The sequence below is a fragment of the Dyella sp. RRB7 genome (assembly GCF_022761115.1).
Classification (GTDB): Bacteria; Pseudomonadota; Gammaproteobacteria; order Xanthomonadales; family Rhodanobacteraceae; genus Dyella.
Genome location: NZ_JAKWJS010000003.1, coordinates 144,594 through 164,117, shown reverse-complemented (window position 1 = coordinate 164,117; position 19,524 = coordinate 144,594). Strand labels below are relative to the sequence as shown.

24 protein-coding genes and 1 tRNA gene are annotated in these 19,524 nt (G+C 64.0%); 1 reads left to right on the top strand and 24 read right to left on the bottom strand.

Annotated features, from left to right (window positions below):
- Positions 1–84 precede the first annotated feature (84 nt).
- The 9 genes from MJ606_RS09830 to MJ606_RS09790 all read right to left on the bottom strand — a co-directional run bounded on the left by MJ606_RS09830 (position 85) and on the right by MJ606_RS09790 (position 7,620).
- Complete coding sequence (locus tag MJ606_RS09830) at positions 85–2,106, bottom strand: transglycosylase SLT domain-containing protein (RefSeq protein WP_243049345.1); 2,022 nt, start codon at positions 2,104–2,106, stop codon at positions 85–87.
- A 313-nt stretch (positions 2,107–2,419) separates the two neighbouring features.
- Entirely contained in the window at positions 2,420–3,802 is a 1,383-nt protein-coding gene (locus MJ606_RS09825) for an AAA family ATPase (protein ID WP_243049344.1), read from the bottom strand.
- Positions 3,792–4,262 carry a hypothetical protein gene (locus MJ606_RS09820; protein ID WP_243049343.1) on the bottom strand — a complete coding sequence of 157 codons (471 nt, stop codon included), beginning with the start codon at positions 4,260–4,262 and terminating at the stop codon, positions 3,792–3,794. Before MJ606_RS09820 ends, MJ606_RS09825 begins: the two co-directional genes overlap by 11 nt.
- A 301-nt stretch (positions 4,263–4,563) precedes the next feature.
- Positions 4,564–4,896, bottom strand: coding sequence for a hypothetical protein (locus MJ606_RS09815; RefSeq protein WP_243049342.1), 333 nt, complete (start codon positions 4,894–4,896; stop codon positions 4,564–4,566).
- A complete protein-coding gene (locus tag MJ606_RS09810) occupies positions 4,893–5,201 on the bottom strand; it encodes a helix-turn-helix domain-containing protein (RefSeq protein ID WP_243049341.1) in 309 nt (102 codons plus the stop codon). Before MJ606_RS09810 ends, MJ606_RS09815 begins: the two co-directional genes overlap by 4 nt.
- Entirely contained in the window at positions 5,201–5,437 is a 237-nt protein-coding gene (locus MJ606_RS09805; protein ID WP_243049340.1) for an AlpA family phage regulatory protein, read from the bottom strand. The genes MJ606_RS09810 and MJ606_RS09805 overlap by 1 nt, the downstream gene beginning before the upstream one ends.
- Positions 5,438–5,564: 127 nt before the next feature.
- Positions 5,565–6,725 (bottom strand): hypothetical protein, encoded by a 1,161-nt coding sequence (locus MJ606_RS09800; protein WP_243049339.1) that lies wholly within the window; start codon positions 6,723–6,725, stop codon positions 5,565–5,567.
- Positions 6,726–6,842: 117 nt separating this feature from the next.
- Complete coding sequence (locus tag MJ606_RS09795) at positions 6,843–7,298, bottom strand: S24 family peptidase (protein WP_243049338.1); 456 nt, start codon at positions 7,296–7,298, stop codon at positions 6,843–6,845.
- On the bottom strand, positions 7,291–7,620 hold the full coding sequence (locus MJ606_RS09790) for a hypothetical protein (protein WP_243049337.1): 330 nt from the start codon (positions 7,618–7,620) through the stop codon (positions 7,291–7,293). The genes MJ606_RS09795 and MJ606_RS09790 overlap by 8 nt, the downstream gene beginning before the upstream one ends.
- Before the next feature lie 344 nt (positions 7,621–7,964).
- On the opposite strand from MJ606_RS09790, the gene MJ606_RS09785 reads away from it, so the two are divergent.
- The gene (locus MJ606_RS09785) at positions 7,965–8,402 is read left to right on the top strand and encodes a hypothetical protein (RefSeq protein ID WP_243049336.1); all 438 of its coding nucleotides are present in this window, start codon (positions 7,965–7,967) and stop codon (positions 8,400–8,402) included.
- 33 nt (positions 8,403–8,435) lie between these two features.
- Here the strand turns inward: MJ606_RS09785 and MJ606_RS09780 are convergent, their stop codons facing one another.
- The 15 genes from MJ606_RS09780 to ccmB all read right to left on the bottom strand — a co-directional run bounded on the left by MJ606_RS09780 (position 8,436) and on the right by ccmB (position 19,456).
- Positions 8,436–9,029, bottom strand: a complete 594-nt coding sequence (locus MJ606_RS09780) for a hypothetical protein (protein ID WP_243049335.1) — start codon at positions 9,027–9,029, stop codon at positions 8,436–8,438.
- 80 nt (positions 9,030–9,109) lie between these two features.
- Complete coding sequence (locus tag MJ606_RS09775; protein ID WP_243049334.1) at positions 9,110–9,328, bottom strand: hypothetical protein; 219 nt, start codon at positions 9,326–9,328, stop codon at positions 9,110–9,112.
- Positions 9,329–9,587: 259 nt separating this feature from the next.
- Positions 9,588–9,992, bottom strand: coding sequence for a hypothetical protein (locus MJ606_RS09770; RefSeq protein WP_243049333.1), 405 nt, complete (start codon positions 9,990–9,992; stop codon positions 9,588–9,590).
- Positions 9,993–10,019: 27 nt separating this feature from the next.
- Complete coding sequence (locus MJ606_RS09765; protein ID WP_243049332.1) at positions 10,020–11,258, bottom strand: tyrosine-type recombinase/integrase; 1,239 nt, start codon at positions 11,256–11,258, stop codon at positions 10,020–10,022.
- A 186-nt stretch (positions 11,259–11,444) separates the two neighbouring features.
- Positions 11,445–11,530 (bottom strand) — tRNA-Leu (locus MJ606_RS09760).
- 25 nt (positions 11,531–11,555) lie between these two features.
- Positions 11,556–12,134, bottom strand: coding sequence for a cysteine dioxygenase family protein (locus MJ606_RS09755; protein WP_243049331.1), 579 nt, complete (start codon positions 12,132–12,134; stop codon positions 11,556–11,558).
- A gap of 67 nt (positions 12,135–12,201) precedes the next feature.
- Positions 12,202–13,305 carry a homoserine O-acetyltransferase gene (locus tag MJ606_RS09750; RefSeq protein WP_243049330.1) on the bottom strand — a complete coding sequence of 368 codons (1,104 nt, stop codon included), beginning with the start codon at positions 13,303–13,305 and terminating at the stop codon, positions 12,202–12,204.
- Complete coding sequence (locus MJ606_RS09745) at positions 13,305–14,339, bottom strand: hypothetical protein (protein WP_243049329.1); 1,035 nt, start codon at positions 14,337–14,339, stop codon at positions 13,305–13,307. The genes MJ606_RS09750 and MJ606_RS09745 overlap by 1 nt, the downstream gene beginning before the upstream one ends.
- A complete protein-coding gene (locus tag MJ606_RS09740; RefSeq protein WP_243049328.1) occupies positions 14,336–14,788 on the bottom strand; it encodes a cytochrome c-type biogenesis protein in 453 nt (150 codons plus the stop codon). The genes MJ606_RS09745 and MJ606_RS09740 overlap by 4 nt, the downstream gene beginning before the upstream one ends.
- Positions 14,788–15,330, bottom strand: coding sequence for a DsbE family thiol:disulfide interchange protein (locus MJ606_RS09735; RefSeq protein ID WP_243049327.1), 543 nt, complete (start codon positions 15,328–15,330; stop codon positions 14,788–14,790). Before MJ606_RS09735 ends, MJ606_RS09740 begins: the two co-directional genes overlap by 1 nt.
- Positions 15,327–17,300 (bottom strand): heme lyase CcmF/NrfE family subunit, encoded by a 1,974-nt coding sequence (locus tag MJ606_RS09730; RefSeq protein WP_243049326.1) that lies wholly within the window; start codon positions 17,298–17,300, stop codon positions 15,327–15,329. Before MJ606_RS09730 ends, MJ606_RS09735 begins: the two co-directional genes overlap by 4 nt.
- Entirely contained in the window at positions 17,297–17,764 is a 468-nt protein-coding gene (gene ccmE / locus MJ606_RS09725) for a cytochrome c maturation protein CcmE (RefSeq protein ID WP_243049325.1), read from the bottom strand. Before ccmE ends, MJ606_RS09730 begins: the two co-directional genes overlap by 4 nt.
- A 20-nt stretch (positions 17,765–17,784) precedes the next feature.
- A complete protein-coding gene (gene ccmD / locus MJ606_RS09720; RefSeq protein ID WP_243049571.1) occupies positions 17,785–17,952 on the bottom strand; it encodes a heme exporter protein CcmD in 168 nt (55 codons plus the stop codon).
- 29 nt (positions 17,953–17,981) lie between these two features.
- Positions 17,982–18,764, bottom strand: coding sequence for a heme ABC transporter permease (locus MJ606_RS09715; protein WP_243049324.1), 783 nt, complete (start codon positions 18,762–18,764; stop codon positions 17,982–17,984).
- A gap of 5 nt (positions 18,765–18,769) precedes the next feature.
- The gene (gene ccmB / locus MJ606_RS09710; RefSeq protein WP_243049323.1) at positions 18,770–19,456 is read right to left on the bottom strand and encodes a heme exporter protein CcmB; all 687 of its coding nucleotides are present in this window, start codon (positions 19,454–19,456) and stop codon (positions 18,770–18,772) included.
- Positions 19,457–19,524: the final 68 nt, after the last annotated feature.

The window sequence follows — 19,524 nt, the reverse complement described above, 5'->3', positions numbered from 1 at the left end:
CAGTTCCTGTTGATGGCGGGCAGATGCGTGGACGGGCGCGAATCGTCTATCTGGCGCGAAGAAAGCGAGTGGGGGACCCGCATATCAGGTAAGCCCCTTGGTGAAGGGGTTAACGAGTGAGTTCGAGCGCAGTGCAGACTGCATGCCCTTGGCGACACCATTGGCGTCAGTCGCTTTCGGCGCGTTCACGTTGAGCGTGCCAATCGACACTGAGCTGCTGTTGTCCGTGTTGCCGCCCGAGCGCTGCGCGGCCGACATGGCCGGCGTCTGAGGCGACATCGGCACCGACTTCAGATAGCCCTTGTTGACGTAGGCCTGCGTCTCGGATGGCGCGTGCTCCAGCCACTTGTCGCCGTACGCAGCGATCGCCCTGCTGAGGTTGCTACCGCCCCAGTTGTAGGCCGCCTGTGCCTTGTCCCAGTCGCCGAACTGCTTGTGGAGCTGTGCCATGTACTTCGCTGCGGCTTCTGCGCTCTTGTCCAAGTCCATGACCGTGCCATTGAGGCCGGTGGTCAGGCCGAACTCTGTTGCTGTCGCCGGCATGAACTGCATGGGTCCGAGCGCGCCAGCTCTAGAGATAAGGTGCGTGCCATTGCCCGATTCCGTCTCGAACTTCTTGGCCAGCATTCCCGCCGGCAAGCCATACTTGTTCTCCAGCATGCCGAACAACGTGGCGTTGCCATTTGGCCCCGTGAAGGTGCGCGAATGCATCGGGTCGAACTTGCCCATGAAGTCCGAGCCGATCAGTGGACCCGCCTCAGGCTGCCCAGATGCCTTGGCTCGTGCTCGCTCGTGCATGGCCAGGAGACGGATGATGGCCGGATCGCTCAGGCTCGACTTTCCCGCCGCGGCCCGCTTCACATCGTCGCTGACGTTTGGGTCGTTACGCGCTGCGTCGATTGCGCTGGACTTCTTCTCCTGGTTGATGGCTTGTTGCGCATCCTTGTCCCCCGCCAGTGCTGCCAGGGTGGCCGTGAATCGGCCGACCTGTTCTTGCAGCTGCGGGGACATGTTGTTGGAGATCCATTCGCCCAGCTTCCAGCCAGCGAAGGCTGCGGCCGCCAGGCCAACCGTAGCGCCGATCGTCGAGAAGGCCCCGGCCATTGCGGTGGCGCCGGCGGTGGCGGAGCCGAGCAAGGGAATCAGCCGGCCGAAGACGCCGACCAGATTTAATAGGGGAGACAAGAGCTTCAGCGCCAGCACGCCGCCGAGGATCTCGGCGATAGTCTTCCACCCGCCCATCTCCTTGACCACCTCGTTGACCTTGTCGATGAACCGACTGATGCCATCGATGACCTTCTGCCAATCCACCTTGTCCAGCCAGTTGGCCAGGCGTTCACCGAGCCGGGCGAGCACCGGCTCAAGTCGCGCAAAGACGCGCTCACCGACCTGCTGGAAGCGTTCCTGCAGGTCCGCCCATTGCGCCTGAAGCTTGGCCGCCTGCTCCGTGCTTTCCTTGGTGGCCGCGCCCGTCAGGCTCATGGTGTGCGCGAGCTGCGCCTGGAGCTTGTCCGGACCTTGCAGGAGCAGGTTGGCGATGTTCCCAACGCCGGCGGCCTCGGCGATCATCAGCGCCTGCTGCCGGTCATGGGTTTGCGCCATGCGCCGGCTTATGTTGATCAGCGTCTGCTCGTTGTCCTTGGTGTCGATCGCGAAGCCGAAGCGTCGGGAAGCATCGGTCAGCGCCGAGTGCCCGGTAATGCGCGCCTCTGCCACGCCCTTAGCCACCGACTGTAGCGCGCCGACGGCGTCCTCGCCGGACTGGCCCATTTCCTTCGCCGCCAGCTTCCACGCCTCGAGTTTCTGCGTAGACATGCCGAGGTTCGCCGAGAGGCGGCCGAGCGCCGCCTGCCCGTTGATGTTGGTGGTGATGAAGTCCTTGAAGCTGGTGGTCATGCCGAAGGCCGCCAGCGCGCCAAGCACCTCGATCTTGAGCATGGAGAAGGCATTGGCCGCCTTCTTACCGCTCTCGGTAATGGTCTTAGTCTGTTTGTCCGAGGCCTCGCCCAGCTTCGTCAGTGACGTGGTGACGCCTTCCTTCTTCTTGTCAAAGTCCCGGGTGTCGAGCCCGAGCGTGATGAACAGCGCTTCCACAACGGTGGTCATGAAGTGGCTCCGTAGATGATTGGCTGCGTCCCGATGGCCGCCGCCGTCTGGGTATGTCGTTCGAGTCGTGAAATGCAGCGCAGGAGTGGATGCCGAAGGCGCCCCTGACTGGGTAGGCAGATCCCCCACACCCCTATAGAAATCTGCCTACCACCCAGTCGTACAGGTGCGGAGGAACGGACGGAAAGTGCCCTTGCAGGCGCACCTTTTCCGCCTCGTCCCTTCCTGTAGCAGTGAGCAGAAAACAATCTGCCTAGTCGTCTGCCTAGTCCAGGGCGCTTGGTTATGCGGTTTGTGAGAGCACTAGGCAGATTCACTCGCTATCTCCATCTGCCCACTGCTTTGCGTGATACACAACGGTGTCGCTACCGGTGTTGGCGATCTTTGCCATGGACGTGGTGACCAGGCCCTGTTCCTCGGCCAAGTCGAGGTAAGGCTTCGCCCAGGCTTTGGTATGCCCGGCAGCGAGCGACACTTGTTTGGCGCTGGCGGGAACATCCTTGCTGTTGAGCTTCCTGACGGCCGCCACGGCTTCCGCGACCTTCGCCTGCTCCTTGGCGCCCTTGGCGTCCTCGCGAACCTCTGCACGCTTCCCGTTGAGCGCGGCGAGCACTTTGCGCCAGCGCAGACCGCTCAGTGATGCCGGCGGCGTGATCTCCTCGAGTGCCGGCCCGTACGGCGTGGATATCCATCGGAGATAGATCGGGGGAGGGTCGAGGGCCTTGCTGCTGTCCAGGCAAATCAGGGCAGAGACGCGTGTAGGAACTCCGGGCGACACCATCTTCCGCAGCAACGTTCTGGCATCGGCGTCCGGGTGCGGATTGTCGTCGCTGCCCAGGTTGACCAGGAGGAAGCATTGCCGCGCGTTGTACACCAGCGCGGTGGCGCCTCGGATATCGGCGGTGCCGATGCTGAGGGTGGAGAGGTTGGAGCCTGCGGCCTGGCTGGTGTGATGGACGAGCACGACCGCGACGTCGAGTGCCTTGGCGATCTTCTTCAGTGCACCCACCAGTACCTTCAGCCCAGCATTGTCCTCGTCCGCCTCATTGAGCGTGCTGGCGGTCTCGAAGATCAGCAGGCCGGGCGGCACCGAAGAGTTCATCGACGGCTGCAGCGCATTGATGATCGCGTTCACGGCCGGCCCGGCGCAGGGGCGTCGATCCATGACCTTGACCAGTTCGCGCCACTCCACGAGCTCGGGACTCTCAAGATCGGGGACGATGATGTGTTCCCACCAGGTAGCACCGTCTGTGACCTCGCCGTGCTTCCAGCGCAGAGCCGCGAGTTTGCGGGCGTACTGCACCCGGTCGTCTTCCGCGCTGTAGATGATTGCCTGCTGGTCAGGCACCGGTGTAAGTCCATGGAGGCGCTTCCCGCGGGCGTAGGCTGCAGCGATCGCCATGAGGGCAAAGGTCTTGCCCTCACGCCCCGGGGCGGCCACGACGGCCACTTCCCCGATCGGGAATAGGCCAGCGTCTCCTGCCATGAAGGCGTGCGGGTGAGCTCCTTGGGCATTCTCCAGCTCATCTGCAGTGAAGGGCCGCATCGCGCGCGCCATCGCCGCCGCTAGCGGGCGTTCCGGTGGGGTGTCGTCCTCGATGACGTCCTGTGTCACCAGGTGCATCCGGGAGTGATCCGCGTGGCCGTCGGCATATGCATCGAAGTCCGCATGCGTAGCATTGGTGTCAGCGTGCACGGAGCACCTCCTGGGCGTCGAAGATGCGCATCGCAGCCATCCTCAGGCGGCTCAGATCCTCTGCGTGGAGCGACTGACCTTCGCCAAGCTGAGTAGCTGCGATCAGCAAAATGGACGCTTCTATCGAGAGCACGTCGACGGCAGACGACCATTTCGGGATGCGCGCGGCCTGCTGCAGTTCACGCTGCTGTTGCGGTGTCATCGTGCGCAGATCGCGCCGGATGAAGAGGTCGCCAACATCGAGGCCGATGGCGGTGAGCACATCGATCACCTGACACCCAGCGAAGCAGTGCAGCAGAAGGCGTCCGTCATTGCCCTCGCAGATCGAGAGGGTGCGCGTTTTGCCGCCGTGCGATGGACAGCGTGCGCGCCAGCCTTTGCCGGTCTGCATCAAACCATCCAGGCGCGGCAGCAGGACATCGATCGGGTTGTAGGAGGCTTGGCTGCGTAGGGCACTCATGCGGCTACTCCCAGTCCAACCAGGTCCCGGACAGCAGTTTTGAAGTCCATGCGGTGCAGGCGCATGTGGAAGCCCACGAGGTCGCCACCACCGCACGAAGCGCTGCACCGCCAGTGGCCTCGATCGCCTGCGACGTGCACGGACAGGCTGGCATTCCGGTCGACGTGGAAGGGGCATGCGCCCGTGGCCCAGCCTGTCGCGTTGGGCTTGCTGAGGTTCTGGACGTGCCGAGCGTAATAGGTAGCCACGTCGGGCAACCGATCGCGCCAGTTCTTGGGCATGTGGGCGCTGGACGAGCGGCTCATGCCTGCAGCTCCATTGCCGCGGCCACTGCCTTCTGGTTGAGCCGATCGAGCTCCCGCTTGAACGTGGCAAAGGCGCGGTTGTCCGCAATGGCAGCGAAGTCGTTTTCCGCCATGAGGTAGTACGCACGGTAGCGGGCCTGCAGCGCCAGCCCAGCCTGGGACGTGTTGCGTTCGTCAGGCGGCATGTCCAGGACCTTGGCCATAGTGACCAGAAGGTCTGCCATGTCTGCGGTCATGCCGTTCCGTAGATAGCGCCGGCGTGCACGGTCATAAGTGTTTTCGCTGGCGGCCTTGCGCTTGGACTGGAAGAGAGCGGTGAGGCGGTTCATTTCGCGCCCCCAACAAGCGTGTACAGCGCAACGTTGCGGTGCGGGCGTCCTTGATCGTCGTATCGGCCGACACGCGCCGTGACGATGCGGTGCCCCTGATCCCGCAGCTCCTTTATGCGCGCTGCCGGCATAAGGATGGATAGATGTCGGCGGATAGTGATGGTGTCGATAGCTTTGTGCTTCAATGCCGCCAGCAATCGCGCACGCTGGGCGCTAGCGGTGGTATCGTTGAGTGACGGAAGATCCTTAGCTTTGCCCTGACGCCCGGTGCCAGCCGGGCGTTGGCGTTTCTGGCGGCAGCTCATCACTGCGCCGCCTTGCTGGCGGCGATGCGGCTTTCGATCCAGAACGTCACTTCGGACTCGACCCAGGCCGTAGTCGCTTCGGTGAGGCGGATCTGACGCGGGAACTCGCCGGCGGCCACCAAGCGATAGATCGTGCCGCGGCTGAGGCCGGTACGGCGTTGCACGTCGCTGATGCGAAGCAGGCTGGGCGGGGGAGGAGACGTTACGGCGGGCTGTGAGACGGCATGGGTTTGCATGGTGGCGCTCCACGTCAGTTGTGATGTGGATGAACCAAATGCCACACATTCGAGATCGCGCAACAAGCGTCCCTGTCGTGTCCCGATGGCGTCCCGGTCGTGTCCCTTCGCGACCCAATCGCGTCCCTCAGGGACGGCGTTGCAGGCGCTTCTTCAGTGCTTCCTTGGTCAGCTTTTGCTGTTGCCCTTCATCGTCTAGCCAAATGACAGCCTTACCGCCGTCCGCCACTTCAGTGATGCAGCAACCCGTTGTGCCCGCGCGCTGGACGAGTTCGGCCATCACGGTGTGCTGATTAATGCTCGCGCGCGTACCACCGTTCTCCATGCGCGCAATAGCGACCTCGATCTCTCGGGCTATAGCGTCCTGTCTGCGCCCGCTATGTCCGGGAAGGACGGTTGCGTCGGTAGGCCGACTGTCCGCGATCGACAAGGCTCCGGCCATTGCAACCCCTGTCGTCCCACCCTGCAAGACCTCGACGTCTTCTCTGCGGAATAGCAGGTCATCATCGGCAGGTGTGTCATGCCAGCCATGGATAGGTACGACCTGGAGGCTGGTGGCGGGCATGTCCGTATAGCCCTCGGTCGTTGGGTACCGCAGGGCGAAGTAGTTCTTGGGGGTGCCCTGAGGCGTCCACGGGATAAGCGTGCCCTCGCTGGCCCACCACGATGGCGGCGTCACTCGTACGGGGCTGGCAAAGCGTCCAGATCGTGCCCAGCGGAGCAATGTGTCGGGCGTCAGGCGGACCGTGCCGGAGAGCGCAAAGTGTGGAAAGTGCGGGTCATCTGGGCCAACTGGCTGCATGTGATTCAGCAGCAAGCCTTCGACAGACACATCGTCGTCACCGAGCTGCTCAGGGTGAATCACGCACTCGGTGCCACTGAGCCCTGCAGTGTTCCGCCAATCGCTCCATGGCGGACTGTGAGGGAAGGCAATGAACCAACCTTCCCAAGGCTTGAGCAGGTGGAGCTTCGCGCGAAGACCGTGGCGGCTACTCCACTCCTTTCCATCCTTGCGGGTATCCAAGAGGTCGGACAGCAGCTGGTGACCGCCGCGGGTCCTGTCACGACCTAGGTATTCCGCTACCTCGAAGTTCATCTTGTCGCTGTCCGGCTCGTGAAAGAGGCCAGACAGGAAGTCGGCAAGAAACGGCTGGAGGCCTGAGCGAAGATAGGCGGGTAGAGTCACCTTTCCCTCTTCAATGGCTCGACAGAAGTTGCCTTTCGTTACACCGAGGGCTTCCAATGTCTCCGCGAGAGACAAGTAATCGGAGAGCGATTGGACTGCCATGCGCACACCTTTGCGCCCTTCGATAAGGTGCCGCGCCAGCCGGGGAAGGTGCCCGGTTTTCGGATGGCCGTCCTAGGCGCGGCATGAGTGATCAGCTGGCGGTGTGGTCGCCGATGGCTACAGGTCTTGAGTCTTCCTGAGCTTGATGGCGCCAGCCACGCGGCCAGCGATATGGAGCGTATGCATCCTATCCGGCGGAACGATGTCCGGTCGATTCGGATAGGCCAGGCTCACGATGTGGAGCCCGTCCATACGTAGCTCGATCTGCTTTATCTGCGTTTCCCCATGGACGATCACGGCAAAGATCTCACCATCCGCGGGTGCCGTGTCCTCGATGTCTACATACACCGTGTCACCTTCGCAGAGGCGCGGGGCCATGGAGTTGCCGCGCACGGTAAAGGCCTTGATGCGGTGCGGAGAGTGGGGATGACTGATGCCGTGCCCCGCGTAACCCATGTTGTTCACCGTGTTGCCAAGCACGGTAAGCGCGCAAGCTGAGTTCTCAGGAGCGTTCATGAAAACCTCGGTCGGGATGGCGGCTGCAGTACCAATGTTCTCTGGCCTCTTACTCATGATGCACCTCCAGTGAAGACGGGCCACTGGATTGATCGGCGAATGTGGCGCGCTCGAGCGATCCAGTGATGCGCTGGGCCATCTCGAGCTGGTAGACCAACCCGTACAGCATCGCAGGCACTTGTCGCTGTACGTTGGCGGTCATGTCGCTCCCTTTGTCCGAGAGACCGTCAATGATCGCGTGTACCGTGTGAATCACACCGTCCAGCAAGCATGAAGCATCAATCGCCAGATCTTTGGCCGCGGACGAGGGATCGATGAGATAGCGCCCATTGAGCGTGAAGAACTCATCGGCGATGGCAGTATTCGAACGAGCATTCATATGCAGCCCTCCGCAGTTGGTTGTCCACCGCGCCATTACGGCAGGGTGGCGGACGTGCAGGGGTGAGAAACCGGCCTACTAGGAAACCGGCCAGCGCATGGCTGCCCTGCACGCCCACCATAAAGCGGGCATAACGCAACGGGCACAAAAAAAGCGCCATAGGCGCCGTTGCGCCTAGTAGGTATCAGGTTCTCACGCCTGGTCGCCGATTTTGCGGCGACTGCAGGAGAATGCGCCCGGTGGGGAGCGCCGTCAAGCGGCCTTTGCTTTTGGCCTATACGCTTCAGTGGCGGTTGTGCCCACCATTCGAAGATCTGCGGGGAGTGGGCTGGTGAGGTAGCGCGATGAAGCCGGGTTCGAATATGCCGTCGATCGCTATGGAGCGACTCGTACGTGCGTTGGCGGAAGTGGCGGTGGATGAGTATCTGGCGGCGGAACGGGCTGCGCGTGAAGCGATTGCTGCGGTGAAGAAAGAGTCTCCGATTACAAGCCGGGGTGGCGAGATGGATCGAGGTGGCCATGACGCTGGTGGGCAGCGCGGACGTGCAATGGCGGATGCCGAAACGATAACGATGGTCGCCGCCCTGGTCGCCGGCGACCGCTGGTTGAGCGCCGACGCTTGCGCGGTCTTTCTGGGCATGGTGACGCCGAAGGGTGCACCAAACCGCCGTGGCTTCCTCGAGCGCGTGGCCTGCAGGCCGGACTTCCCGAAGCAGAACCCGATTACCCGTTCGTGGAAAAAGTCCGAGGTCGACCAGTGGGCGATGAACCAGCGTAGGTGATGGGGTTGCGCTGGTCACGGAGGTAGCCCGATCTCACTTGCCCTGCGAGTAACGTATGGTGCCAAGTAGATCGTTCCACCAAGAGATGGAGCTCTCAAGTAGCGGTGCAAGTTCATAGATGCCGCGGTGAGTCCCCTCCATGAGAACCACTTTCGGTATCGGCGTGGTGGCTTCTTCGTAGTGATGCACGGCCGTGACGACTCCGCCGGCATCGACTTCGCCATAGAAGTTGTAGAACTTGGTTTCGGTGGAAAAGCCAGGGAGATGTACCCAGGCAAAGAGCTGGGCATGCTTCGTCGCATCGGCAATCTGCTCGCAGGCGAGAAGTCCAAGGTTCTCCCTCATCCAGCTCTGGAGATCTTGCCGCCTCTTCAGCGACCTCCCAGTGAGCGTGGAAACCGAAACCCAAAGCCCGAGCGCGTCGATCTCGGCCGAAAGCCAGTCACCCATATGCCACGCTGTCGCGGCCGCATTCTGGGCCATATAACAGGCAGGGAGATTGGGCGACAGGTCTCCCTGGGACAGTCGCTCAAATTCGCCGAACTCCCACAACAACTTCTTGTACAAGTCGTCGATCGAATAGAGGCCGAGCGTCCGATCACGCGCGTCTACAGGAGCCTTTGCCATGCGTGGTCTCCCCGACCTTATAGTGACCAATGGTCGAACCATAGGTCGCACCACGCAAGCAGCGGTACGGCGCCACGGCGTCAGTGATCGTCGAAATGCTGCTGGCCCTTGCGCCACGCTTCCTCGGGATCGGCGTACGAAGTGCTGCTGTCCCAAACCCCCCGCGTTCTTTTCCCGCCGGGGAGGATCTGATGAACCTCGGTCACGTACTGGCGATTCTCCGGATAGGCGTCGTGCGAGATCTCGATCAGGCAGAGCACCTTGTCGCCTCTCGTCAGTTCTCTGATGCGGTTGCGCATGTCTGTTACCTCCGTTTGGGTCGGTGGTTTCAGCCTAACAGCGCCATTTGCTACTCGCCACTGAAGTTTCGCTGCAATTCCAAAGGGTTGGCGCGGTCGGTTTTTTGGGGGGAGCCCCCGGCGACGATTAAAACAGGGAATTTATCGACCTCTGACAACTGCCATTGTCAGAACACGATAAATTCAGGGAAATTCGCCCTCCTCAAATGCAGCCGGGAATTTCGCCCTGCGAATTGCAGCCGCTCGCCCTGACACTGCATCAATGCCTATTGGCCAGGCTGACCAGAAGGCTGGCTGCCGAAAGGGCAAGGGCCGCGAGCGATATGGCCCACGTATATACCTGGACCCTACGTTGCTCTCGTAGGCCTGCGAGGATGGCAACCATGTAGGGGAAGTGGATGCAGTGCCTGTCAGAACCTGCTTGGATCAGGAATACGGCGCCGCTGACATTTGGCTCTGTTGCGGGGTCGTACCTTTTCGCAAGGTCGTGGTAGAGCCGACCGAACAGGATATGCGTACTGCAGCGTAGCTTCTTCGCTACTGCCGCGACGTCGATTGGGAAATACACCCTGCGTTGCGTCTGTTCGTGCTCTTGCACCAGGTAGTCACTGACATACATGGCGTAGACGGCCTCAAAGATCTGCCGATCAGAAGGAATATTCATCCTGATTGTCCCCTGTTGCGTTGCTGGTCATCCGGCCTGAGCACGGATTGGCACAACGTTACCACCAGCACGCAAGCCATCCAGGTAGTCGGCCCACGCCTGCATCATGTCTCGACGTTCATCCAGATACTGCGCGGCATGCGTGTAGGCCTCGCGGACCTTGTTGGACTCAGCGTGCGCGAGCTGGCGCTCGATCGCATCCGCGTTCCAGCCCATCTCATTGAGGCGGGTGGCTGCCATGCTGCGGAAGCCGTGGCCAGTCATCTGCTCTGTCGTGTAGCCCAGACCGCGGAGGGCAGCATTCACGGTGTTCTCGGACATCGGGCGGGTGGCGGTGCGAACGCCGGGGAACACGTAATGGCCGTGGCCCGTGAGCTTGTGTAGCTCGCGCAGCACCTCGACTGCCTGTGTCGACAGCGGAACCAGGTGAGCGGCCTTCATCTTCATGCGCTCGCCGGGGATGCGCCACATTGCCTGATCGAGATCGAACTCGCTCCACGCTGCCTGGCGCAGCTCCCCCGGGCGCACGAACACGAGCGGCGCGAGCTTCAGTGCGGACAGGGTGACAAATTGCCCGGTGTAGCCCTCGATCGCGCGCAGGAGCTCGCCGATCTGCTTAGGGTCGGTGATGGTGGCGCGGTGGGTCGGCTTGGGCGTCGTGAAGAGGCCACGCAGGCTGGCGGTGATGTCGCTATGTGTGCGTCCCTCGAGGACGGCCCAGCGGAACACCTGGCCTGCGTTGATCTTCACTCGGCTGGCGGTCTCGCGCTTGCCGGCGTCCTCGGCCTTCTTCAGCACGTCGCGAAGCTCGAGGGCGGTGATCTCGGTGATGGGGCGCTGGCCGATGTGAGGGAAGAGGTACGACTCCAGGCGCCAGCGGTCCTTCGATGCTGTGGTCTCCGCGGTATCGCCCCGGGACTCCCGCCACGCCATCCATTCGCGTGCGACGCGTTCGAAGGTATCTGCTGCGATCACGTCGGCGCGCGTCTTGGCCATCTTCTGTGCCTTGCGCGTTTCACTGGGGTCTTCGCCCAGCGCCAGGCGTCGGCGCTCTTCCTCGCAGCGCTGGCGGGCGTCCTGCAGAGAAAAGGTGGGATAGGCGCTGAGCGCCAGCAGTTTCTCTTTGCCGGCAACGCGGTACTTCCAGCGCCAGAGCTTCGACCCGGTTGGGTTGATGAGCAGATAGAGGCCATTGCCCACCGCCATCTTGTAGGGCTTGTCCCGAGGTTTTGCTTTGCGCAGCGCGATGTCGGTGATCGGCGGCATGTGGGGGTATCCGGTAATCAAGGAGAGGGCTGCATGCCCCTGATACCCCTAGATATACCCCCAAAGAGGGTGAGATTCCATGGTACGGTATGGACACCATGGAGCGAGCGGGCATAAAAAAACCCGCATATTTGCGGGCTTTTCCTACGTTCCTTGGACTCTATGGGACGTCCTGAAACGTTTGCTTGGTACCGGTGATAGGACTCGAACCTACACGACATCGCTGCCAGTGGATTTTGAGTCCACCGCGTCTACCATTCCGCCACACCGGCACTGCAAGCGGCAATTATGCCGTGTTCAATGGACCGGGTCGAGTCCCAGTTGGCGATCGGAGCGCAGGTACTGGTCGTGGCCTAGGGGCTGGAAGACGGCGCAGTGGGTCATCGGGCCGGAGTAGATGTGCAGGCTGACCGCCACGGTGTCGCCGCTGGGGTTGCGGATGGTGTGGTATTCGTGGGGCGGGATCAGGCTGCCGGCGGAGCCGGGGCCGGCCTGGATGGAGCCGACGGGCTGGAAGCGGTAGTGGCCGTCCTCGTCGGCGAGGCGCTCGTACTGGACGACTTCCAGTGCGCCGCTCCAGACGCCTTCCACGCACCACATGCCGCAGTGGTCATGGATGGGGGTGCCTTGGCCGGGGCCCCAGGTCATGGCGACCACGCAGTAGCCGTGCTCTTCGCTGCGGTACAGCTCGCGGCGGGCGTAGCGGCCTTCGGCGGTTTCGAACACGCACTCGGGCAGCTTCACTTGCTGGCCGCGGATCAGGTCGCACAGGCTGTTGCGCAGGCTGTCGGTGACGGCGCGGGTGCTGTCGTGGGCGACGGCGGCGTCGATCGCGTCGATCAATTGGCGGGAGCCGGGGAATTGAAGGGTGAGCATGACGTTCTCGGTTTGCGGTACTGCCCGGCCATCTTAGCAGCGTGGGGCTGGCGGGGCGGTTCGGCGTTCAGAGTCGGCTGAGAAAGCCGCCAATGGCGCGGCTGTAGTTGGGTATGTCGACCAGGAAGGCGTCGTGGCCCTGGGGCGAGTCGAGCGCCACGAAATCCACGGCGGCGCCGGCGGCACGCAGGCCGTCGGCAATCTGCTCCTGCTGCTCCAGCGGGAACAGGATGTCGGTGCTGACGCCGATGACCATGGCTTTTTCGATATGGATGCGCCGCAGGCCTTCCATCACGTTGCCATCACCGTATTCGGCGATGTCGAACCAGTCGCTGGCGCGCGAGAGATAGAGGTAGCTGTTGGGGTCGAAGGTGCGCACGAAGCGCTGCGCGTGACCTTCCAGGTAGGACTCCACTTCGAATTCCAGCCCGAACGGATTGTCGTCGCGCTGCTCCGGGTCGAGCCGGATGCGCGCGAAGCGGCCATTCCATTCCATCGCCGAGCGGTAGGTGATGACACCGAGCTTGCGCGCGATGCTCATGCCGTCCTCGGGATAGCTGTCGGCGCTGTAGTGCCCGTTGTTCCAGCGCGGATCGAGCCGGATCGCCTCGCGCTGCAGCGAACGGATGGCGATGGCGAACGGCTGCGCCTGCGGCGCCGTATCCACGCTGATGTGCGCCCGCACGCTGCCCGGATGCAACATCATGTAGGCCAGCGCACCCATGCCGCCCATCGAGCAGCCGATCAGGCAGGCCAGTTGCTCGATGCCCAGGCTGCTGACTGCGGCGTGCGCGGCGTTGGCCACGTCTTCCAGCGACAGTTCGGGAAAATCGAGTCGGTAGGGCTCGCCGGTGGCGGGGTTGATCGAGGCCGCACAGGTGGAGCCCTTGTCGCTGCCCAGCGAGTTCACGCAAATGACGAACCAGCGCGAAGTATCGATGGCCTTGCCCGGGCCGATCATGGCCTCCCACCAGCCGGGCGAGGGATCTTCGGCGTTGGAGGCCGCGTGCGCGCTGGGCGACAGGCCGGTGAGGATCAGCACCGCGTTGTCGCGCGACGCAGTCAGCTCACCCCAGGTTTCATAGGCGACGCGGGCGCCGCGAAGCTCGCCGCCACGCTTCATCGCAAACGGCGAGGGTAGGGCGAAATACTGGCGCGCGTCGCCGCTCATCAATGAACCTTGTCGATGCTGATCTTGACGGGAGTATGCGTGTTCACGTCCACCACGCCGGCGTCGCCTTCCAGGTCGCCTGGCTGGGCGATGGCCTGGCCATGCTTGCTGATGCGGGCGCCGACGAACACGCGCGGTGCCGAGGATAGTTTGAGCTGGGGTGTCATGCCCATGGCGTCGGTAAGCGTGACCGTGGCGGGCAGGGCGGCGGCATCCATCCTGGCCACGGCCAGCGGCATCGGCGGGCCTTGCTCGGCGCGCGCATAGACGAACAGCGTGTCGCCGGGCGACAGCTTGTTCTTGAGCGTGGGTGACAGCGCCACCTGCACTTGCAGGGCCGGCCCCTCGGGATCGGCCGCCGCGGGCGTGCCCGCCTTGCCTGCGCGTGCATCGGCGACGGCGATCTGCTCGGCCACCGCCCTGGCGACATTGGAATCGGGATCAAGCATCGGCTGCAGCTGGCGCCAGGTGGCGGCGGCTTCGGCGTATTCGTCGTGCTGGAACTGGCTGATGCCCAGCAGCCACAGGCCGTGCTGGCTTTGCGGGTCGAGCTTGACGGCGCGTTGCAGCAGTTCCAGCGAGCGGCCTTCGATCAGGTGGTCGTCACGCAGCAGCGAGTCGGCTTCGGCCCAGCCCACCATGGCCACGCTGTTGTTGGCGTCGATGCGCAAGGCCTGTTCGTAGGCATCACGCGCTTCGGCCTGGCGATGCATGGCGCCGTAGGTCTGCGCCAGCAGCATCCAGCCCTGCAGGTCGTCCGGCTTCTGCGCGAGGTGCGCCTTCAACTCCTCCACCGCCTGGCCGATGCTCATGCCTGCATCGGCGCGAGGCACGTCGTTCAGCGCAACGGGCGTGCCGATGCCGAGGTAAAGGCCAACGGCAGCCAGCGGCAGCGCGAAGGCGATGATCAGGGCCAGCGCGAAGACGCCGCGCGAGCGGCCCTGCTGGCGGCCATGACGCACCAGCGGCAGCAGCAACAGCGCCAGCGCCACGGCGATCATGGCCGCCGCGATCAGAAAGAAAGCAAGCTTCACCAGTCGTCCCCTTCGTCGGTCGACTTGTCATCCGCGACCGTTGCCGGCACCACGCGGCTGCGCCGGCGCACCGTGACCACCACCACTACCGCACCGGCAAGCAAAATCGCCAGCGGGCCGAACCACAGCAGCAACGTGCTGGATTTCACCGGCGGGTCGTACAGCACGAAGTCCGAATAGCGCTCGACCAGGTATTGCTTGATCTCCTCGTCGCTCTTGCCCTGCTGCATCAGCTCGAACACTTCGTGGCGCAGGTCGCGGGCGAGGTCGGCGTTGGAGTCGGCGAGGTTCTCGTTCTGGCAGACCAGGCAACGCAGTTCACGCGTAAGGCTCTGGAAGCGCACTTCCTCGGCGTGGTCCTTGAACGGCAGCGGGTCGATCGCCTGGGCCGCCACCACGCCGGCAAACATCAGCAGGCCAAGCAGCAGCGAGCGCAACAGCGTACGCATCACGGCGCCTCCTTCTTGAGCGCGGCGATGGCGGGCTTGAGTTCCTGCTCGATCACTTCCGGCGTCAGCGGGCCGATGCGCTTGTAGCGGATGATGCCCTTGCCATCGACCAGGAAGCTCTCCGGCGCACCGTACACGCCAAAGTCGATCGCCGTGCGGCCCTGCTGGTCGACGATGACCATGTCGTACGGGTTGCCGTGCTGTGCAAGCCACGCCTTGGCATCGTCGGGCGCATCCTTGTAGTTGTAGCCGATGATCGGCACGCCGATGGACTTGCCGTCGGCCATCAGCACCGGATGCTCTTCGCCGCAGGCAACACACCAGCTGGCGAACACATTGATGAGATAGGGTTTGCCCAGCAGCGCGTCGCGGCTGACCGTCTGCGTCGGGTCGTCCAGCTGGGGCAGCACGAATGCCGGGGCGGGCTTGTTGATCAGCGGCGATGGCACTTCGCGCTGGTCGTGCTGGGTGTTCCACCAGATGCCGAAACCGAACAGCGCGACCAGCAGCAGGAAACCGAAGAAGGGCAACAGGCGACTCACGCGCGTGACTCCTGCATCGCGGCGACGGCAACCATCGCCGTCTCGGTGGCGCGCCGGGTACGAAAACGCCGATCGGCAGCGGCAAAGAAGCCGCCCAGCATCATGAGCAGGCCGCCGGCCCAGATCCAGCGCACGAACGGCTTGTCGTACAGGCGCAGCGCCCAGGCGCCATCAGGCTGATTGCGATCCATCGGCTCACCCAGGGCGACGTAGAGGTCGCGTGTGATGCCCGGGTTGATCGCCGATTCGGTCTGCACCTGGCCGCGCGTATAGGTGCGTTTCTGCGGGTGCATCACGGCCACCTCGCGTCCATCGCGCATCACCGTGACGGTGCCCTGGTCGCCCTGCCAGTTGGGCCCCTGGGTTTCCTGCACGCCATCGAAGCGGAACTGATAGCCGCCGATGCTCTCGGTCTGGCCCGGCGCCAGGCGCACGTCGCGCTCGACACTCAGCGCATTGGTGAGCAGCACGCCAGCGAGAAACACACCCACGCCGAAGTGGGCCAGCAGCATGCCGGCCATCTCGGCGGGATAGCGTCGGCCCGCCGGCATCTCGCGCCAGCGCTTGACCACATAGAGCAGGGTGCCGAAGCCGCACCACACCGCGGCGGCCGTGCCAGCGATGGCCTTGCCGGTGCCATCGGTGAGCACGGCAGCCACGATGGCGCAGGCCACCGTGGCCAGGCCCGCGCGCCACAACACGCCCCTGAGCAGCGATGCTTCGCCTTTGCCCCAGCGCAGGTAAGGACCAAACGGCAGCAGCAACACCACCGGCAACATCAGCAGGGTGAACAGGAAGCCGAAATATGGTGGCCCCACCGAAATCTTGCCCAGGTTCAGCGCATCGCCGATCAGCGGGAACAGCGTGCCCAGCAGCACCATCGCGGCGGCCACGGTGAGCATCAGGTTGCCGATCAGGATCGCCGTTTCGCGCGAGACCACGCTGAACGGCTTGCCGCCGGCCACCTTGGGCGCTCGCAGTGCATACAGCAGCAGCGAGCCGCCGACCACCACGGCGAGGAAGCAGAGAATGAACAGGCCGCGCTTCGGGTCGGAGGCGAACGCATGCACCGAAGTGAGCACGCCCGAGCGCACCAGGAAGGTACCCAGCAGCGACAGCGAGAACGCGAAGATGGACAGCAGAATGGTCCACGCGCGCAGGCCGCCGCGCTTCTCGGTCACCGCCTGCGCATGGATCAGCGCCGCGCCCACCAGCCACGGCATGAAGCTGGCGTTTTCCACCGGGTCCCAGAACCACCAGCCGCCCCAGCCCAGCTCGGCATACGCCCACCAGCTGCCGGCCACGATGCCCGCGGAAAGAAACGCCCATGCCACGTTGGTCCACGGCCGCGCCCAGCGCACCCAGGCCTGTTCCAGTTCACCGCCGAGCAGTGCGGCGATGGAGAACGCGAACGCCACCGAGAAGCCCACGTAGCCCATGTACAGCACGGGCGGATGGAAGGTCATGCCCGGGTCTTGCAGCACCGGGTTGAGGTCACCGCCGTCGGCCGGCATCGGCAGCAGTCGCGCGAACGGATTGGAGGTGAAGATGATGAAGGCCAGGAAGCCCACGGCGACGAGCCCGAGCACGCCCAGCACGCGGGCCACGAAAACCTCGGGCAGGTTGCGGCTCAATATGGCCAGCGTCAGCGTCCACAGGTTGAGGATGAAAATCCACAGCAGCAGCGAACCCTCGTGCGCGCCCCACACCGCGGCGATGCGGTAGTACCAGGGCAGTGCGAGGTTGGAATTGTCGGCCACGTACTGCACCGAGAAATCGAACCGCAGGAACGCCCACACCAGCAGCACGAAGGCCAGCATCACGAACACTGCCTGGCCGGCGGCGGCCGGACGCGCCACCGCCATCAGCGCGCGGTTGCCGCGCCACGCGCCGATCAGCGGCAGCACGCCCTGCGCGAGTGCCAGCAGCAGGGCGAGGATCAGGGCGAGTTGACCGAGTTCGGGGGTCATTGCGGTTTGTCCTGGCCGGCGGCCTCGTTCACCTGCTTGCCTTCGTGGGCCTTGGCCATGGCGTCCTTCAGCTCCTTGGGCATGTAGGTTTCGTCATGCTTGGCCAGCACTTCGGTGGCGATGAAGCGCGCGTTGTCCATGTGGCCGGTGGCGATCACCGACTGATTGTCGCGGAACAGGTCGGGCAGGATGCCGGTGTATTCCACCGGCATCGAGCCGCTGGCATCGACCACGGTGAAGGTGACCTTGAGCGAGTCGTTGCTGCGCTGGATGGAGCCGGCCTTGACCATGCCGCCGAGGCGGAAGGTCTTGTAGCTGCCCGCCTGGCCCGTCTGCACCTGGCTCGGCGTGAACAGGTAGTTCATGTTCTGCTGCAGGGCGAACACGATCAGCCCGATCGCCACGGCGGCTGCCGCGATCACGAGGAGAACGATGGTGAGCCTGCGCTTGCGGGTGGGATTCATGGCGACTCGGTGCGCGTTGCTTAGGACGCTGAAGGGGGGCGTTGCTGGCGCGCGCTCTGCCGCGCCATGCGCGCACGCAGCTCGCGCAGGTCGCGGCGGCGACGCAGCGTGGGGCTGACGTAGTCGGCGATCAGCACGATGAAGAACACCGCATACGCCGGCCACACATAGGCGGCATAGCCGCCCATGGCGATGAAGCTGTCCCAGGAAAACGCGCTCACCGACGGCCCTCCTGCTTGGCTGCCGCGTGCCCTTGGGCTTCGGCGATCTGGCGTACCCAGTCCTTGCCGCTTTCCAGCGACAGCAGATCAGTGCGCACCCGGCCGAACAGGCTGGCGATGTAATAGAACTTGGTGGCGGCCATCATGGTCAGCAGCGGCCACAGCATGTCGCCGCTCATCTTCGAAGGGCCAAGGAGGCGCACGGTGGAACCCTGGTGCAGCGTGTTCCACCAGTTCACCGAGAAATGCACGATCGGCACGTTGATGATGCCGATGATGGCGAGGAAGGCGGCGGCGCGCGCGCCCTGGCGGCGGTCCTCGAACGAGTGATACAGGCCGATCACGCCCAGGTACAGAAACAGCAGCACCAGCTCGGAGGTGAGCCGCGCGTCCCAGGTCCACCAAGTGCCCCACATCGGCTTGCCCCACAGCGAGCCGGTACACAGGGTGATGAAGGTGAAGGCCGCGCCGATGGGGGCGGATTCCATCGCCACCACCTCGGCCAGCTTGATGCGCCAGACCAGCGAGATAAATGAGGCGATGGCCATCACGCCATAGACGAACAAGCCCATCCAGGCACACGGCACGTGGATGAAGATGATGCGGTAGGCATCACCCTGCTGGTAATCGGCCGGCGCCAGCACCAAGCCGCCGTACAGGGCGATGGCGCCCAGCAGCAGCGCCAGGCCCAGGGCCCAGGGGCGCAACGTGCCGGCGAAGCGATAGAAGTTCGGCGGCGAGCTGAGCTTGTGCACCCACAAGGGGATCCAGTTGGCCATAGCGTTCAGGCGTCCAAGGCAATGCGGAGGGCGGCGGCGCAGGCCAGCGGCGCCAGCACCAGGGCCATGACCAGCGCGGCGCCCAGCCAGGCCATGGGCGCAAGCCACGGCAGCCCCTGTTGTGCCGCGGCGACGGCGCCAGCGGCGAAGATCACTACCGGCACGCACAGTGGCAGCAGCATCAACGCCAGCAGCATACCAGAGCGTCGGGTGCCGGCCGTCAGCGCCACCAGCACGGCGCCAAGCAGGCTCAGCAATGGCGTGGCCAGCAGCAGCGCATAGACCAGCACCGGCATCACCGGCGCGGGCAGGTGCAGCATGCCGGCCAGCAACGGCGCGATAAGGATCAGTGGCAGCGCGGTGGTGATCCAGTGCGCGAGGATCTTCATGCCCAGCATCAGCGCCAACGGTTGCGGCGACAGCATCAGCTGCTCCAGCGAGCCGTCCTCGATATCGCTGCGGAACATCGCGTCCAGCGCCAGCAGCATGGCCAGCAGCATGGTCACCAGCACCACGCCGCCGGCAATGCGCTGCAGCAGCGCGTCTTCCGGGCCCAGCGCGAACGGGAACAGGGTGATCACGATCAGCGCGTACAGCACCGGCATGACGATGTCGCCGCGGCGACGCCAGGCCAGGGTGAGATCGCGGCGCAGCACGGCGACGCAGGCGGTGGAAAGCCGTGTTCTGCTCATGCGCACCCCCATGCCTTCGCTCCCTCCCCTGCATTGCAGGGGAGGGTTGGGGAGGGGTAACACCAACG

Bases quoted from the DNA above. Each gene is read 5' to 3' on its own strand.
- MJ606_RS09775 (WP_243049334.1), bottom strand. From the start codon at position 9,328: ATGCGCAACCGCATCAGAGAACTGACGAGAGGCGACAAGGTGCTCTGC.
- MJ606_RS09785 (WP_243049336.1), top strand. From the start codon at position 7,965: ATGAAGCCGGGTTCGAATATGCCGTCGATCGCTATGGAGCGACTCGTA.
- MJ606_RS09750 (WP_243049330.1), bottom strand. From the start codon at position 13,305: ATGAGCGGCGACGCGCGCCAGTATTTCGCCCTACCCTCGCCGTTTGCG.
- MJ606_RS09820 (WP_243049343.1), bottom strand. From the start codon at position 4,262: ATGAGTGCCCTACGCAGCCAAGCCTCCTACAACCCGATCGATGTCCTG.
- MJ606_RS09740 (WP_243049328.1), bottom strand. From the start codon at position 14,788: ATGCGTACGCTGTTGCGCTCGCTGCTGCTTGGCCTGCTGATGTTTGCC.
- MJ606_RS09730 (WP_243049326.1), bottom strand. From the start codon at position 17,300: ATGACCCCCGAACTCGGTCAACTCGCCCTGATCCTCGCCCTGCTGCTG.
- MJ606_RS09800 (WP_243049339.1), bottom strand. From the start codon at position 6,725: ATGGCAGTCCAATCGCTCTCCGATTACTTGTCTCTCGCGGAGACATTG.
- MJ606_RS09770 (WP_243049333.1), bottom strand. From the start codon at position 9,992: ATGAATATTCCTTCTGATCGGCAGATCTTTGAGGCCGTCTACGCCATG.
- MJ606_RS09765 (WP_243049332.1), bottom strand. From the start codon at position 11,258: ATGCCGCCGATCACCGACATCGCGCTGCGCAAAGCAAAACCTCGGGAC.
- MJ606_RS09805 (WP_243049340.1), bottom strand. From the start codon at position 5,437: ATGCAAACCCATGCCGTCTCACAGCCCGCCGTAACGTCTCCTCCCCCG.
- ccmB (WP_243049323.1), bottom strand. From the start codon at position 19,456: ATGAGCAGAACACGGCTTTCCACCGCCTGCGTCGCCGTGCTGCGCCGC.
- MJ606_RS09815 (WP_243049342.1), bottom strand. From the start codon at position 4,896: ATGAACCGCCTCACCGCTCTCTTCCAGTCCAAGCGCAAGGCCGCCAGC.
- MJ606_RS09795 (WP_243049338.1), bottom strand. From the start codon at position 7,298: ATGAGTAAGAGGCCAGAGAACATTGGTACTGCAGCCGCCATCCCGACC.
- MJ606_RS09830 (WP_243049345.1), bottom strand. From the start codon at position 2,106: ATGACCACCGTTGTGGAAGCGCTGTTCATCACGCTCGGGCTCGACACC.
- MJ606_RS09810 (WP_243049341.1), bottom strand. From the start codon at position 5,201: ATGAGCTGCCGCCAGAAACGCCAACGCCCGGCTGGCACCGGGCGTCAG.
- ccmD (WP_243049571.1), bottom strand. From the start codon at position 17,952: ATGGGCGGCTATGCCGCCTATGTGTGGCCGGCGTATGCGGTGTTCTTC.
- MJ606_RS09715 (WP_243049324.1), bottom strand. From the start codon at position 18,764: ATGGCCAACTGGATCCCCTTGTGGGTGCACAAGCTCAGCTCGCCGCCG.
- MJ606_RS09790 (WP_243049337.1), bottom strand. From the start codon at position 7,620: ATGAATGCTCGTTCGAATACTGCCATCGCCGATGAGTTCTTCACGCTC.
- ccmE (WP_243049325.1), bottom strand. From the start codon at position 17,764: ATGAATCCCACCCGCAAGCGCAGGCTCACCATCGTTCTCCTCGTGATC.
- MJ606_RS09755 (WP_243049331.1), bottom strand. From the start codon at position 12,134: ATGCTCACCCTTCAATTCCCCGGCTCCCGCCAATTGATCGACGCGATC.
- MJ606_RS09780 (WP_243049335.1), bottom strand. From the start codon at position 9,029: ATGGCAAAGGCTCCTGTAGACGCGCGTGATCGGACGCTCGGCCTCTAT.